Annotated in this window: 14 protein-coding genes; all 14 read right to left on the reverse strand. The window is 71.6% G+C overall.

Features of this window, described 5'->3' with window-relative positions; all coding sequences use genetic code 11:
* Positions 1-27: 27 nt before the first annotated feature.
* The 14 genes from EL493_RS24865 to EL493_RS24930 all read right to left on the reverse strand — a co-directional run bounded on the left by EL493_RS24865 (position 28) and on the right by EL493_RS24930 (position 14,265).
* Complete coding sequence (locus tag EL493_RS24865) at positions 28-543, reverse strand: hypothetical protein (protein ID WP_019047877.1); 516 nt, start codon at positions 541-543, stop codon at positions 28-30.
* A 68-nt stretch (positions 544-611) separates the two neighbouring features.
* A complete protein-coding gene (locus EL493_RS24870; protein WP_019047878.1) occupies positions 612-2,270 on the reverse strand; it encodes a peptidoglycan DD-metalloendopeptidase family protein in 1,659 nt (552 codons plus the stop codon).
* A 58-nt stretch (positions 2,271-2,328) separates the two neighbouring features.
* On the reverse strand, positions 2,329-2,634 hold the full coding sequence (locus EL493_RS24875) for a transposase (RefSeq protein ID WP_019047879.1): 306 nt from the start codon (positions 2,632-2,634) through the stop codon (positions 2,329-2,331).
* Positions 2,634-4,979 (reverse strand): hypothetical protein, encoded by a 2,346-nt coding sequence (locus EL493_RS24880; protein WP_019047880.1) that lies wholly within the window; start codon positions 4,977-4,979, stop codon positions 2,634-2,636. The genes EL493_RS24875 and EL493_RS24880 overlap by 1 nt, the downstream gene beginning before the upstream one ends.
* A 7-nt stretch (positions 4,980-4,986) precedes the next feature.
* A complete protein-coding gene (locus EL493_RS24885; protein ID WP_022566274.1) occupies positions 4,987-6,483 on the reverse strand; it encodes an SCO6880 family protein in 1,497 nt (498 codons plus the stop codon).
* Positions 6,480-7,895 (reverse strand): hypothetical protein, encoded by a 1,416-nt coding sequence (locus tag EL493_RS24890; protein WP_198041114.1) that lies wholly within the window; start codon positions 7,893-7,895, stop codon positions 6,480-6,482. Before EL493_RS24890 ends, EL493_RS24885 begins: the two co-directional genes overlap by 4 nt.
* Before the next feature lie 89 nt (positions 7,896-7,984).
* Positions 7,985-8,797 (reverse strand): hypothetical protein, encoded by an 813-nt coding sequence (locus EL493_RS24895; RefSeq protein ID WP_019047883.1) that lies wholly within the window; start codon positions 8,795-8,797, stop codon positions 7,985-7,987.
* The gene (locus EL493_RS24900) at positions 8,794-9,399 is read right to left on the reverse strand and encodes a hypothetical protein (RefSeq protein WP_022566425.1); all 606 of its coding nucleotides are present in this window, start codon (positions 9,397-9,399) and stop codon (positions 8,794-8,796) included. Before EL493_RS24900 ends, EL493_RS24895 begins: the two co-directional genes overlap by 4 nt.
* 25 nt (positions 9,400-9,424) lie before the next feature.
* Entirely contained in the window at positions 9,425-9,679 is a 255-nt protein-coding gene (locus tag EL493_RS24905) for a hypothetical protein (protein WP_019047885.1), read from the reverse strand.
* On the reverse strand, positions 9,676-9,972 hold the full coding sequence (locus tag EL493_RS24910) for a hypothetical protein (protein ID WP_022566424.1): 297 nt from the start codon (positions 9,970-9,972) through the stop codon (positions 9,676-9,678). Before EL493_RS24910 ends, EL493_RS24905 begins: the two co-directional genes overlap by 4 nt.
* Before the next feature lie 94 nt (positions 9,973-10,066).
* Complete coding sequence (locus EL493_RS24915; RefSeq protein WP_232017252.1) at positions 10,067-10,699, reverse strand: hypothetical protein; 633 nt, start codon at positions 10,697-10,699, stop codon at positions 10,067-10,069.
* An 8-nt stretch (positions 10,700-10,707) separates the two neighbouring features.
* Positions 10,708-11,553, reverse strand: coding sequence for a MinD/ParA family ATP-binding protein (locus EL493_RS24920; protein ID WP_019047888.1), 846 nt, complete (start codon positions 11,551-11,553; stop codon positions 10,708-10,710).
* A gap of 11 nt (positions 11,554-11,564) precedes the next feature.
* Positions 11,565-12,614: a hypothetical protein gene (locus tag EL493_RS24925; RefSeq protein ID WP_019047889.1), complete on the reverse strand. Its 1,050-nt coding sequence runs from the start codon at positions 12,612-12,614 to the stop codon at positions 11,565-11,567.
* 55 nt (positions 12,615-12,669) lie between these two features.
* The gene (locus tag EL493_RS24930; RefSeq protein ID WP_019047890.1) at positions 12,670-14,265 is read right to left on the reverse strand and encodes a cutinase family protein; all 1,596 of its coding nucleotides are present in this window, start codon (positions 14,263-14,265) and stop codon (positions 12,670-12,672) included.
* Positions 14,266-14,324 lie beyond the last annotated feature (59 nt).

A 14,324-nucleotide genomic window follows, 5' to 3' on the forward strand; every position in this document is an offset into this window, starting at 1 on the left:
ACTCGAAAATACCGGTGGTGGTGCTGTTCAGCGGAACGCGTCGAGACGCCAGCCCTGCGGCGTCTGCACCACGGTCGCGATGACCGTGCTCGGCGGTAGTTCCTCGGTCCGCCCGTTCGGGTAGACCGCCTTCTGCTCGATGCCGATCTTGTACTGCGACACCGCCGGATCCGCGCCGGCGGGCGCCTGCTCGCCGGAAGCGAAGGTGAACGCCTCGACGCGCGCTTTCGCCTTGCCCCAGTCCGCCCACTGCAGCGACGGTTTCGGTGTGTCGGCCGTCGCGGACGAACCGTCCAGCATACGGATCAAGCTGGGGCCCAGCCATTTTCGGGCACGCGCCAGCGAATCACCGGGCTGCTCGGTGGCCGGGTTCCAGGTGTAGATCTCGCGCAGCGCCACCACCGCGACACCGTCGGGCGTGGCCGGGTCGACGGTGGCGGCGGCCGCTTCCAGCTGCCGGGTGGTGGGACCGGCGCCCTCGGGGCGCGCGGCATCGGAGCCGCCGCCGCAAGCGGCGACCGTCGTCAGGACCGCCACGAGCATCACCGCCGGAATCGTGCGGATTCGTGTTCTCTCCCACCAGGTTAGCCCCGCTGCCGGGCACGATGTGGTCACAACACCCTCCTCGCCCGCGCGTCACCCGGCACCGCCACCTCGGCGACGCCGCCGCCCGCGCCGCTGCGCGAGGGCGGCACCGCCTGGATCATCCGGCCGTCCCCGGCGTAGATGCCCACCTTCGCCGGACCCTTCGGCCCGAAGCCGCTGAACACCAGGTCGCCGGCGGCGATCTTGGTCAGTGACACCTCGACCCCGGCCTCCCACTGCTGTTCGGCGGTGCGCGGCAGCGTGATCGCGCCCGAGGAGGCCGCGAACACCGCGGCGGCGGTCAGGCCGGGGCCGTCGAATCCGCCGCTGCTCGGGCCCTGCGCGCCACCGCCACCCCACACGTACGGCGTGCCGAGCCAGTCGTGGGCCGCCTCCACGATCTGCGCGCCACCGCCACCCTGTTCGGGGGTGAACCGGCCCTGTGCGCCGGGCGCCCGGTACTGCGGTTCCATCGACAGGATGTTGGTGACATACGGCCGGGTCTCGGAATAGTGCGCCGCCACCTGATTCGGCATGCCGCCGGAGGCGAGCACCGCGCCCTCACCGGCGTTGTATCCGGCCAGGGTGAGCGCGGCCAGATCGCCGGACACCTGGCCCGAGGCCATCCAGCCCGCGATCTTGTGCGCGATGGCGCACATGTAGCGGGCCTGGCCGATGATCGCGTCACCGTCGTCCCAGACGCTGGCGGTGCCGTTGCCGTCGGCGTCGAGGACATACGGTTTGCCGTCGTCGGGGTTGATGCTGCGCGCGGTGCCGGGCAGGAACTGGGCCAGACCCTGCGCGCCCGCGGGCGAGGTGAGCCCGCGACGGAATCCGGACTCCTGTTTGGCCTGTGCGGCCAGCAGCGAGGACGAGATCTCCGGGCATACGCTGCCCGCCCTGCGGTACCAGATCTCCAGTTCGGCGGGGACCTTGCCGTCGGCGAGGGCGCCACCGGCACTGCCGAATCCGCGCACACAGTCGGCGTCGGTCGAGAAGGCCTTGGCGCCACCGACATCGGGGGTGGGCGCGCCGTCGAGCCACGGCATCGGGTCGATCTGCCTGCCGCCGGTGAACCGGCCGCCGGGCACGATCTCGAAATGCAGGTGCGGGCCGCTGGATTCGCCGGCCGAGCCGACCATCCCGATGGGCTGGCCCGCGGTCACCGTCTGACCGGTGCGCACCTTGACGCCGTTGTCCCACATGTGGCCGTACACCGCGGAGAAGGCCCGGCCGTTGGTGTCGACGGAGTCCACCACGATCCAGTTGCCGAAGCCCGACGCCGGTCCGGCGGCCACGACCCGGCCGTCGGAGACCGAGTAGATCGTGGTGCCGTCGGCGGCGGCCATGTCGATGCCCCTGTGATCGCCACCGCGGGAACCGAACACGTCGGAGATGGTGAAGGTGCCGGTCTCCAGCGGCAGCGTGCGCCGCAGCGGGCCGACGCCGGCCGCCAGCGACGGCGTGCCGGTGACGGCCGGGTTCGTGGTGGCCGACGCGGCGGCGCTGGCGTCCCCGCCGGGGAGTTCGCCGCCGAGCGGCGGCAGGGTGGGCGCCGAGGAACCGACGAGCACGTCGGCGGTCTCGCAGGTGTCGTCGGAGGAGGGCAGCACGATGACCAGCACCAGTGCGATCAGCCCGATCACCGAGCCGAGCGCGGACATCAGCATGGTGCGGGCGTTCACCGGCCGCCTCCTGGCGTTCCGCGCCGGGCGCCGGGATCCGGGTCCGCCGCGGCCGTGATCACGTGCGGCGCCGGGTTTCGTTGAGCGTGTCGGCGAGCGTGCGGTTCATCTCGGCCGCGGCGGCCAGCTGCTGTTGCAGCAGCGCCACCTTGCGGCGCAGCGCGGTGGCGTCCATCCGTTCCAGGCTGGGGCCCTCGGCCGCGCGCACCCAGTTGCGCACCGAATTCGCGTGCACGCCGATCTGTTCGGCGACCACGCGGCACGCCTCCGACTCGCTGCGCAGCTTGTCGGTCAGCGCGACGACCTGGGTGACCGCGGCGTCGCGGACCTCGGGTGAGACCCGGCGGTAGGACCGGTGCGGCATCACTGCGCACCCCCGTCCGCCGCCTGCGGGTCGGGCGCGCCACGCGGGTTGTCGCCGAACTCGCTGAAGCGCTGGTTCGTGTCGTGGATTCCGCTTTCCTTCTCCGACACCGTGAACTCCATGTGGAAGGGGATACCGGGACGGCGATCCTCACCGATCTTGAGCAGGAACTTGCCGGTGCCGGGCGGCGACGGCCGCTGCTGGCCCGGCTTGAGTGCCTCCCCGGTGAGCGCCTGGGGCGCCGACCAGCCGGTGACCATCTCCTGCTCGGCGGCGGTGAAGGGCACCGTCGAGTCGAGCCTGCTGATCTCCTCGGCGGGCAGCGCTCCGAAGATCTTGGCGCGGGCGCGTTCCAGGAAGCCGATCGCCTTGGCGATCGCGGCGTCGGAGCCCAGCGCCTGCAGGTCCTTGATGGTGTGGCTGATCATGATCAGCGCGGTGGCCAGGCCACGCTGCAGGCGGGTCAGCTCGTCGACGCGGTCGACCATGAAGTCGCCCAGGCCCAGCACCTGCCACAGCTCGTCCATGACCACCTGGAAGTAGCGCTGCGGACCGAGTTTCGCGTCGGCCAGCACGTGCGCGGCCTCGACCGAGGCGAAACCGTCGGCCCAGCAGGCCAGCATGACCGCGGCCTTGAGCTTCTTGTCGCCGGTGGGGATGTGCGAGACGTCGATGCACACCGCGACGGCGCCGGTGTCGATCGGCACGGTGGTCTGGCCGTTGAAGATCGCGCCGAACGGGCCCTGGGTGAGCGCGCGCAGCGAACGCCGCAGGTTCTTGATCGCGTTCTGGTACTCGTCCTCGTTGTCGGCGCCCGCGTCGAGCATGAGTTCGGGGCCGCCGCCGACGATGACCTCCAGCAGGTTCTCCATGATCGGCGGCTTGTCCGGGGCGTATCCGCTGCCCGGCTGGTACAGGATCCGCAGCGAGGTCGCGATCAGCGTCTCCTCGAAGTCGGCGACCCTGGCGCCACGCACCAGCTCCACCAGACCCGCGATCAGGGTGACCTGACGGGCACGCAGGTCCTGCAGCACCTGGCGTTGCAGCGCGGGGAAGTCGTCCAGGCGTGGGACGACCGAGCCGAGCACACCGGCGGCCAGCGGGTTGAGTTTGCCGTGGCCGTAGCCGAGGTCGATGACCTGGCCGCCGACGAGTTCGACCATCTTGCGGTAGTCGGGTTTCACGTCGGCCAGGATCAGCGGGGTGATGCCCTGGGCGATACCGCCCAGCACGATCCGGCGGACCAGCGAGGACTTGCCGAAACCGTTGAGCCCCAGCACGAACAGGCTGGGCGCGGTGATGAAGCTGCCGCGCATGAACCAGTTCATCGGATCGAAGCAGACCGGCGCGCCGGTGTGCAGGTGCGAACCGAGCGGGGTGCCGATCAGCGGCGCGCCCGCGCCGACCGACCACGGCCACAGACCCGCGACCTGGGCGGTGGTGGCGCGGTATTCGACCGGGCGGCCGACCACGTTCATCTTGCCGCCGCCGGGGCCGGAGTAGCCGCGGTCGGTCAATTCGGCCGTGGTGCGGTCGAATCCGTCGCTGACGACGGCCTCGGTGCGGGCCTGGGCGTTGTTGCGGCGCAGGTCGTCGGTGTGGATGCGGAAGGTAGCCCAGGCCGCGCGCAGGCCGGACTGCTCACGCGCGATCATCTCGTAGCGGGCGCGGGTGGCGTCGTCGAGCAGCGACGGGCCCTGCCGGCGATCGGCCTTGCCCCGCGACTTGGCCGCGCGGCCGGCGCCCATGGCGCGGTCGGCGACGTCGTCGGGGCGGTCGGCCTTCACCGGGCGTACGGGTTTGACGAACTTGGCCGGTTCGGCCTGCCGCGGCGGTTTCCGGCGCGCGGGATCCATCGCCCGCTCGTGATCGAGCCGCGGGCCGTGATCCTCGGCGCGCAGGCCACGCTCGGCGCGTGTCCTGGCGGCCCGGTCGGGCTCGGGACGCGGGCGCGGCCGCCGCTCCCCCGCCGGACGTTCGCGACCGGCGCGGGCGTCGTCGCCACGGCGTGGGCGGGCCTCGTCCTCACGGGGCCTGCGGGTGTCGCCGCCCCGCTGCCGCCGGTCCTCGTCGGGCCGTGGCCTGCGGGGTTCCTCGCCGCGCTCGGCCTGCCTGCGCGGGTCGTCGGCGCGTGGCCTGCCCTCGCGCGGACGGCGTTCGCGCTCGGTGTGCTCGTCGGCCACGGTGGTGCTCCGCGCCGACTCGCGGTCGGCGCGCTCCTCCAGGCCGAGCACGTCGTCGCTCACGCGCGAGGCGCTCCCGGCCGGTCGTGGCTCGCGTTCCCCGCGGATGCGGGGCGGCCGATGGACGGGCCGTAGCGCGATGTCGTCGAAGTCGCGTCCCATGATCGCCTCACCCCGCCAATGCCTTCGGAATGGTCGCGTGCTCGGGCAGGATGACGCCGCAACCCAGCGAGGCCGCGAACGCCGCGGCCTGGTACCGGTAGCAGCGCCGGATCTTCAGCCGGGCCTGCGTCGAGAGGTCGCGGGTGATGGCCTCGATGCGCGGCAGGTCACCGCGCAGCGGCTCGGTGATCGTCACCAGCGCGCCGAAGCGGGTCACACCGTGCCCGCGGGCCTGTTCCTCGCGAGCCTGCTGGGTCGCACCGACCCGCAGTGTCGCGGCGGCCGAGACCACGCCGCGTTCGCTCTGCTGCGCCACCAGCGCGTTCTTGAAGTCGTCGTCGACGATCTCGGCGGCGTCGGCGGCCGAGTGCGGCCGGTAGACGATCGCGATGCGCTTGCGCGGCACTTCGGGATTCGGCGCGAGCAGCCGCTGCAGCACCCGCTCGTCGACCGCGCCCTCGGGCGCGGCGTCCATCTCCCAGGTGACCGAGCGGCCACCGTCGTGGATCAGGTGGTCCCACTTCTCGTCGTGCGAGACCGGGCCCGCGTCGTCCCAGCCCAGGCCGTGCCCGCCCGGATCGGCCGCGGCCACTTCGAGATCGGCCTGCGCGGCCGGGTCGTAGCTGCGCCGGATGAAGGAGATGACCTCCTCGGCCGACATCGGCTGCGCCCGCACGCCCGCCTCGGCCAGCGCCGCGCAGATGCCGGGCAGCCTGCGCCCGATCTCCACGGCCTCCTCGGCCGGGTTCTTGCGGCGCTCGGCCGTGGTGGCCTTGAACGTGATCGCCACGCGCGGCAGCAGTTGCACCCGCTCCTGCGGCAGCTCGGTGGCCAGCTCGTACATCACCTGCTGGGCCAGGTCGGGCGCCTCGGGCCGGGTGATCGTGGAGACTTCGTTGAGCAGCCGGTTGCCGGTCTCGGGCACGGTGTCGATCACCGGGACCACCGCGACGATGTCGCTGGTCTGGCCGACGGAGGCGAGGAAGGTGCCCCAGGCGGCGACCCAGCGGTCGATCACCGGCTGGTCGACCGCCTCGTGCCCCTGCGGCCACGCCCGCAACACCACGGTGTACTGCGCGAACGCCGGCAGGTGGATCATCCCGAAGTGGTAGCCGCCGGCGTCGATGCCCTCGTAGAGCTTCGACGGCGCGAGCAGCCCCGGCAGCTTGGTGACGCCGCCGGGGATCCGGGAGAACCGGCCACCCCGATACACGTGCTCGGTGTTCTTGCGCGAGCGCATCCAGTTGAACATCATCAATCCCGTCTCGTAGCCCGAGCGGCCCCCCGTCCGCCACACCAGAGGCACCATCACCAGGGCGCCCAGGCCGCCGACGACGAAACCCCATTTGAACCCACCGACCATGGCGCTGATCAGGGCCGCGATCACCACGACGAAACCGATCACGGTCTCTTCCCAGCGCAGGCCGAAAAGGCCCGCGCTGCGCGGCTTCTGCCACAGCCCGTACGAGCGCCGCTCGTAGGTGTCGGTCGAGGTGGTCGTCATCGCGGGATCGTGCTCCTGCCGAGGTCGGGTGAACGATTCGCCCAGCGGTCACCGGCGAGGTCGCCCGCCGCCTGGTCGGCCCTGCTCGCGCTGCCTGCCGCCGCGCGCGCGGCGACCACGTTGCGGGCGGCGCCGGAGGGCACCGAACCCGAACTCGGTGCCGCGGGCGCGCCGCCACCGCCGCGGGGCGGTGGGGTGGGCGCCGGGCCACGCGGGGCGCCGCCGCCCGTGCCGCCCGCGCCGGGACGCGGTCCCGCGCCGCCGCTGCCGAAGTAGCCCGCCGAGCCGGGTGCCGCGGCGGGCCGGGTGGCGACCGCCTTGGTACCGATCGCGCCCAGCGCCATCGCGCCGACCGCGGTGCCACCGGCGACCATCAGACCGGAACCACCGGTGCCGACCGTCGCGACGGCGGGCGCGACCAGGCGCATCAGCGCGGGCAGCACGAACGCGACACTGCACAGCAGCACCAGCGCGACCAGCATCCGCTGTGCCTGTTCACCTTCCGGCAGGCCGCCGGAGGTGGTGGTCTCGTCGACGTGGCCCGCGGTGGTGAACGCGATCATGTACACGATCGCCGCGACCGGCTTGAACAGCATGAACGCGATGATCCAGCCGACCAGTTTCTGATAGGACTGTTTGCCGGTCCCGGTCGCCGAGGCGGCGGCGGCCAGCGGCAGCACGCCCGCGGCGACCACCAGCAGACCCTGCCGCACGATGGCCAGCACGATCTGGGCGAGCGCGCCGAGCAGGCCGACGATCGCGATGATCAGCACCAGGCCGGGCGAGAACGCCTGCAGCTTGGAGGTCTTCACCATCAGCTCGGCCATGTTCTTGGCGTTGCCGCCGGTGGCGTCCTGGATGATCCACTCGGAGAACTTGTCCGAGGCCCGGGTGCCCGCCACGATCACCGCGCCGAGCATCCACGAACTGAACACCACGCGGGCGAACAACCGGAACGATTCGGCGGCCTCGCTGACCGCCGCCCCGCGTCTGGCCTCGGCCAAGCGGCCACCGGTGATGATCACCGAGGCGATCAGCAACAGCATCTGGATCTGATAGGTGTAGTCGTTGATCTTGGTGAACAGGGCGCCGGAGTCGCTCACCGCCTCGTTGGGCACCTTCATCCAGAAGGTCAGCGCCAGGATCAGCGCCTCACCGAGGCCCTTCATCAGCGAGTCGACCACCTTGCCGAAGGTGGAGTCCCAGGCCTTGTCCTTGACCGCGGTGGCCGCGTCGCCCGGATGTGAGGCGGCGTTGCCGGCCTTGCACACCGCCGAGGCCGCGTCACCGAGCGAGATACCGGGAATGGCGACACTGTCGAGCGTGTCGTGCAGTTCGTTGCAGGCCTGGTCGAAGCCGTAGGTCTGGCCGTAGGCCACCGTCGGCGTCGCGATCATCACGGTGAAGATCACCGCGAAGATTGTGAGTATTCGCCTCAGCATTGTTGGCACCCCTCGATGGTCCGCAGGGAATCGATCCGGGCTGTGCTGTACACCGATGCTCACCATTTCGTCCACCCCGCCAGCGTTTCCACGTACTCGGTCTGGGCGTTGGTCGTGGTCGACGGCTTGAGCCGCCAGTCGCCCTCGTCCCACACCACGATCATCCGCATGGCGGCATACAACTGCTTACCGTCGATCACCGGGCCGCGCGAGGCGAGTCGCACGATCGCCATGTCGTCGGCGTAATCGTCGATCTTGAACGCGTCGGAGGCCACGAAGTAGCGGGTCACCTTCTCCGGCTGCTGTTTCGGCAGCTTGTCGCTCGACCACGCCGAATCGTAGGCGGCCAGCTGCGCCGAGCTGGGCCGCACCTGGGTCAGGTACAGGGCGCGATCGGCGGGCCTGGCGCTGAGCCGGTAGGTGATCTGGGCGGCCGCCAGCGCCGCGCCCTGCGGCGTCCGCGCGAAGCCGACCGCGCGGCCGTCCTCGATCCGTTCCGGCCCGTCGGAGGTGGAGAACGGCACCGAGGCGCCGTAGACCCGTTGCCAGCCGTGCGGTTTGGCGGTGCCCTCCGGCGCCGCGGTGAGCCAGTCCGAGTCCGCCGGGGTGCGCCGGGTGGTGGGATCCTGGGCCAGCGGCTGGCCCGCCGGATTGTTCGGTATGTCGATGCGCCGGCCCAGCAGGTCCACCTCGGGGTCGGCGAAGCCGGTGCCGCCGACGGCCTGCGCGGGCGGCGGTGCGTCGTCGACCTCGGGATCACCGCTGGTGAAGTACACGACCGCGCCGACGACCAGGATCAGCGCCAGCAGGGCACCCGAGGCGATCATGCCGAAAGAAGCGCGGTCGCGCGCGCCCGGCTCCTTCACGCTCACTGCGGTGCCTCCAATGTCACGATGTCGGTGGGTAGTTCGTCGATCGCGTCGACGGGTCGGTCGGTGGACAGCGGATCGGGTAACTGCAGACGCCAGTCTCCGCCGTACCAGCCGACCGTCGTGTGGTTCACGGCGCGTGAGCTGTCCGAATATTCGGTGTAGACGTCGATACGGGACTGTTCGTCACGGTATTCGGTGATTTTGTAACCCAACAATCTCGGCGCGTACTCCGGTGCGGCGGGCCCGGTGATCGACAGCTGGACGCGGTTGATCGCCCATTCGTCGCGTGCCTGGCCCGGCACCACTTCCTGATTCACCACGGTGGCCCACTGGTTGTCGGGCGCGACCGACAACCGGATGGTGTGGGTCAGCGCCGCCAGCCCGGCCCCGCGCGGGGAATGCTCGAAACCCGTCGCGGCGCCCTGGGCCACCGTCGCCGGTCCCTGGTCGGTCTGGGGCAGCGCGATGCCCTGGTAGTCCTGCCAGCGCACCCCGGTCGGGGCGGCCGACAGGTCCTGGCCCGCATCGTCGCCGCCGCAGCCCACCGCAGCGGCGAGCAAGGCGATCCCGACCGCGACCGGTCGTGTCACTGTGGAATTCATCCGCAGATCTTTTCCGTCCACACCCTCACGCCGGCAGGAACGCCAGCGCGATCGCGGATGCGGTACTGGCGACCGAGGCGCCGATCAGGCTCATCAGCACACCGTGCGAGGCGTCGTTGACGGCCAGGTCGGAGCGGAACGCGATCCACAACCGTCCCGCCGACAGGATCATCCAGGCCAGGCACGACAGCAGGACGAACCAGAGCAGCCAGTTGAGCAGCTGCATCATCGGCGCCAGCACCTCGGCCGGCATCTGCTTGTAGGCGAACACGGTGATCACGTACCGATGACCGCGTTCATGATGGTGCCCGCGCTGGTCGCGACGACGCCGCCGATCATCGCGCCCGCGACCATCTTCGGCGATTCGAGGCCGCCGCCGGTCCAGCGCTCCCAGGCGAACTTGCCGCCGGCGTAGGTGATGCCGCAGATACCCGACAGCAGCACGAACCAGGTGAGGTAGCGCACCAGCTGCAGGATCTTCTCCGACCCGGGGGGAGCTTCCGGCGTCGGATTACCCACCTGGGCCAGGACAGTGCCGTACGTGTCCTGCACGGCGAGGAGGATCATGCTCATCGGGTGCCTTTCTCCCACTGTAAAGGTGTTGTGCCACAAACACTTCGACGCCGACACACGTTTGTACACCACCGGCGGCCGGACCGCCCGGTGATCATCGGTGGTCCTCCCCCGGCAGGGGCGAGCCGAGGCTCGCGCGAATCGCGCCCACCAGTTCGATCCCGAGCTCACCGATCTCGGTGGGTACCTCGTCGAGCGGATCGACGCGGCGTTTCCGGGGCGCCACCTCGTCGCCCGGCGACCAGACCGGCAGCGCCGCCGACTCGACGAGCGTCCACTCCTCGATCCACGGCACCTGCCAGACGTGCCCGGCGAGCGAGCCGACCACATCGCGGTAGCGGCGGATCTCCGGTGGCACCCGGCCGGGGCGCGCGGCGACGGTGATCAACCCGAGCATCAGCGACGGGCCCGCCAGGTTCGCGTGGTGCTGGCGCAGCAGGTCGTGCGCGCGGGTGAGACCGGAGATGGTCTCCCTGGCGACCAGCACGACATACGGCGACTCCCGGTCGAACACCCCGGGCCACCGGCCGCGGGCGTCGGCGGCGGGTGCGAGCACGTGCGCGAGCGTGGTGGCGCCCGCGCCACCGTGCACGCCGAGCAGCCAGATCAGCGGGGCCCGGCCCACTCCGGGCACCGGCCGTTCCCAGATCGGGGCGCGCAGCGATTCAGCAGGCGCGACGACCCCGATTCCGGGGGTTGCCGGTTCCCGGCGACGACGAAGATTCATAGCGGCCGTCATGATGCCACCCCCGCGAGCAACCGCCCATATGCTGCGCGCGTCGCTTCGGCGAGCTCGCTGTGCCGGACCAGTTCTCCGCGCGCCAGATGCGGGTCGTACGGGATCTCCACGACCTCGCGCACCCAGCCCGACAGATGTTCACGCAAATGCTCGGCTACGCGCGAGTCGTCGTGCGAATACTGGTGCGAGACAACGATGGTGGTGTCGGCGACCACCCCGGCCCCTTCGTCGCCGTAGTGGTCGTCGAGCCATTCCAGGGTCACCCGCAACCGATTGGCCGCGTCGACGCGCGCCGGAATGGCCAGCACGAGGGCGATCTCGGCATCGTCGAGCAGCGGCCGCAGTTGCCGTCCGGCAATCGGGTTGCCGCCGTCGTAGACCCCGGTGTACCCGCCGGTGTCCAACGCCCGGGCGACAGTGAGATATGTCGCGCGCCGCCGCAGCGGGGTCGCGTCGCGCCAGAGCAGTCCGAAGCCGGAGGTGGAGCGCGACAGGCACTCCTCGAGCGGGGCCGGTTCGTCGTCGCCCCGGCCGTAGACCCACGACTGCAGATTCACCGGGTGCAGGTGCTTGTCGGCGCCGCGCAGGGCCAGATCGCTGCCCGCCGCGGTGGCGTCGACGGCCACCGTCGCCGCGCCCTCGCCTGCCAGTTCCGCGGCGAGACCGAGCACGGTCGTCGTGGTGCCCGCACCGCCGCAGCCACCTACGACGAGGATCGGCCTGCGGCCACCGTCGCCGCCACGGCGCCGCAACCGCACCACCGGAGCCGGATCACGCGCCACCTCGGCCGACGCCTCGCCCTGGGGCGCGTCGTCGAGCCATCGGCTCCAGTCGTCTGTCATCGCTTCGCTCCTTACCCTGCCGCGATGCCCGTGATGAGCGTGCGATCGCCGACCAGCGCTGTCCGCACCGACTGCTTGGTGTAGGTGGCCGGTGCGCCCGCGGGCCGGAACTCGGTGACCTCCACCGTGAACCGGTCGTCGGCGACGGTGGTGATCCGCACGCAGTGGGTGGTCCCCACCGGGATGGAGTCGATACCGCGCTGGATCACGGCGGCGGGCGGGACCACGGCCTCGGGAGCGACGACGGCTCTGGCCGACTCGCCCGACCGGTCCACGTAATAGGCGTACTGGAAGGCGAGGACGGCGTCCGGCCCGGAGCCGGTGCCGCCCGCCTCGGCGCTGCGCACGACCGTGTCGGTGCGTTCGGTCGGGCACGCGCCGGTCTGGTCGGAGGTCAGGTTGCCCGCCGTGAAGTGCAGTGGCGCCGCGTGCCTGGCGGTGTCGCCACCGCCGCGGCCGAACAGCAGGAAGAACACCCCGGTGGCCGCGAGGACCAGCACGAGGACCGACACGGCGAGCACGATCCAGGTGCGGTTGCGGTCGCGCGAGCGCAACGCGCCCGACGGCTCGAGCACCCTGGCCTCGTCGTAGTCGTCGGCCGCGGCCTCGGGCCAGGGGAACTGGACCAGTTCGGCGTCGTAGTCGTCGTCGGGGCCGGGCGCGGGCTCGGCGACCCAGTCCGACCAGCCGCCGGTGAATTCGCTGCGCCGCGCGGCCAGTTCGGCGGGCGGCGCGGGCGCGGGTTCCGGATCGGGCTCGGCCGGGTACGGCCGGACCGCGTACGGGCGCTCGAGGTCGCCCGCGACGCCGTAGTAGTCGTCGGGGCGCTCGGCGGCGGTGTCGTCGGGAGCGGGTCCCGGCACGCTGTCCGGCGCGGGCCCGGTGGGCTCGGTGGCCGGTGCGGCGGTCGGGGCGCGCTCGGGGCGCTGCGAATATCGGGCGGGACCGTCGTCCTCGCCCGCCGCCGGTTCGGCGGTGTCCTGGCGCGCAGGGTCGGCTGCGTCGGATTCCGGTTCCAGCGCCGAATACCAGCGCGACAGTTCGTTGTACGACTTCAACATTTCCCCCTTTCCGCGGCGCCGGGCACAAGCATTCGCATGACAGACCTCTCGGTGATCAGTTCACAGAGAACGGGCGGGTGGTGGGAGCGGTGGTTCCGGGTAACGCGGCAGGCGGAGTCGTCGCGCCGCCGGATGAGGCGCCATCGGCTCCTGTCCCGAACGGAAATTGTCCCCCACCCGAGGGCACGGGTGTCCTCGACGCGCCGGTCGGGCTGGTGAAGATTCCGTTGCCGCGCTGGTCGGACCCCCCGACCGGGACCGCGCCCCGGCCGGAGACGGTGGCCGCGTCGCGCGCGACCGCGGCGAACCAGTCGGCCACGTACTGCGTCGGCGTCGCGCCCTGCGCGCCGACGGCCATGCGCGAGTAGGCATCGTGGCGCTGGGTGGTGTCCCAGTAGCGCACCCAGGTGGTGACGTCGAGCAGTTCGGCGTTGTCGGTGATGTTCTGCTGCACCGCGGTGAACGCTTCGTTGACCAGCCGCACACCGGTGGTCGGCGGCACCAGCTGCGGCACCGCGCCGGCCAGTTTCGTCCCGAGGACGGTGAGGCCGACCAGCGGATTCGACAGTGTCGCGGTGGCCAGTTCGGCGATGCTCGCCGGGTTGATGACGGTCTTGACCACCGTGGCCACGGCATTGAGCCCGATCATCCCGACCCGCAGCAGCGCCTGGAAGGCGGCGTTCACGTCGAGCTGGGTGCGTGGGTCGGCGGCGTCGGCGATGCGCTCGGAGATCGACTTCTTCGGCGAGATCGACAGATCGGCGAGCGTGCTGCCGGAGATGTCCTCCTGGACGACCGTGGTCGCGGTCTTGATGGAGGTGTAGGCCAGGGCCTGGGCGATGGAGACCAGCGAACCGATCGGGTCGCCGCCGGACAGTTTCACCTGGCCGACGAGATTGGTCACCGCGCGCAGCAGCGGCGCTCCCGCCGGCGCGTCGCAGGCCAGATCACCTGTCGCGCAGAAGCTTGCGACCCGGCCGGTGAGGGTGCCGAAATCGGTGGGCCGGTCGCTGCCGGTGCCGAGTCCGCCGCCGGGGGCCACGGCCTGGCGGACCGCGGCGATGTCGGACAGCGCGTCGCCGGAGGTGCCGGGCGCCGTGGCGGGCGCGGTGAGGTCGGGCGCGCCGGGGAACAGCGGCGCGTTCGTCCCCCGCGTGGGGTCGGCGAACAGGGCGACGGCGGCGACCTTGTCGGCCGCGACCACACCGCGATTGGCGCCCACCTCCTGGGCGAACAGCGAGGCCACATGGGCACCTTGGGAATACCCGACCACCGCGAGCCGGGAGTCCGGGCAGCGCTGGGCGACCTGACCGGCCATCGACCGCAGCCGCGCGAGCCCGCCCGCGACGGACTCGGTGTAGGGCACCGCGCCTCCCGGCACCGCGCCGCCGAATCCCGCCTCGTAGGGCACGTAGGCCCGGTCGACGAGTCCCGGTTCGGCGGCCTTGGCCAGCAGCGGCCGGAAGACGGTCGAGAGCATGCCGGTGTCGGTGGTGGGGGCGGCGTCCGGGGAGGACTCCCCCGTGCCCTGAATCCCCAACGCGTACAGCGCTGGACAGGCCGCGATCGGCACCTGCGTGGACGGCGCCGATTCCTCGGCGGTGGCCACGCCTGCCGATACCGACCCCAAAGCGACGGCGAACGCGAGCATCGTCCCCGTGAGTCGTGTCGAGCACCGAGCCATATCGATCCGCATCACAGTCCGTTTCG

Origin of the sequence: Nocardia asteroides (genome assembly GCF_900637185.1) — a bacterium.
Lineage (GTDB): Bacteria > Actinomycetota > Actinomycetes > Mycobacteriales > Mycobacteriaceae > Nocardia > Nocardia asteroides.

Bases quoted from the DNA above. Each gene is read 5' to 3' on its own strand.
- EL493_RS24915 (WP_232017252.1), bottom strand. From the start codon at position 10,699: ATGAATCTTCGTCGTCGCCGGGAACCGGCAACCCCCGGAATCGGGGTC.
- EL493_RS24900 (WP_022566425.1), bottom strand. From the start codon at position 9,399: ATGAATTCCACAGTGACACGACCGGTCGCGGTCGGGATCGCCTTGCTC.
- EL493_RS24920 (WP_019047888.1), bottom strand. From the start codon at position 11,553: ATGACAGACGACTGGAGCCGATGGCTCGACGACGCGCCCCAGGGCGAG.
- EL493_RS24910 (WP_022566424.1), bottom strand. From the start codon at position 9,972: ATGAGCATGATCCTCCTCGCCGTGCAGGACACGTACGGCACTGTCCTG.
- EL493_RS24880 (WP_019047880.1), bottom strand. From the start codon at position 4,979: ATGGGACGCGACTTCGACGACATCGCGCTACGGCCCGTCCATCGGCCG.
- EL493_RS24865 (WP_019047877.1), bottom strand. From the start codon at position 543: ATGCTCGTGGCGGTCCTGACGACGGTCGCCGCTTGCGGCGGCGGCTCC.
- EL493_RS24875 (WP_019047879.1), bottom strand. From the start codon at position 2,634: ATGCCGCACCGGTCCTACCGCCGGGTCTCACCCGAGGTCCGCGACGCC.
- EL493_RS24885 (WP_022566274.1), bottom strand. From the start codon at position 6,483: ATGACGACCACCTCGACCGACACCTACGAGCGGCGCTCGTACGGGCTG.
- EL493_RS24930 (WP_019047890.1), bottom strand. From the start codon at position 14,265: ATGCTCGCGTTCGCCGTCGCTTTGGGGTCGGTATCGGCAGGCGTGGCC.
- EL493_RS24925 (WP_019047889.1), bottom strand. From the start codon at position 12,614: ATGTTGAAGTCGTACAACGAACTGTCGCGCTGGTATTCGGCGCTGGAA.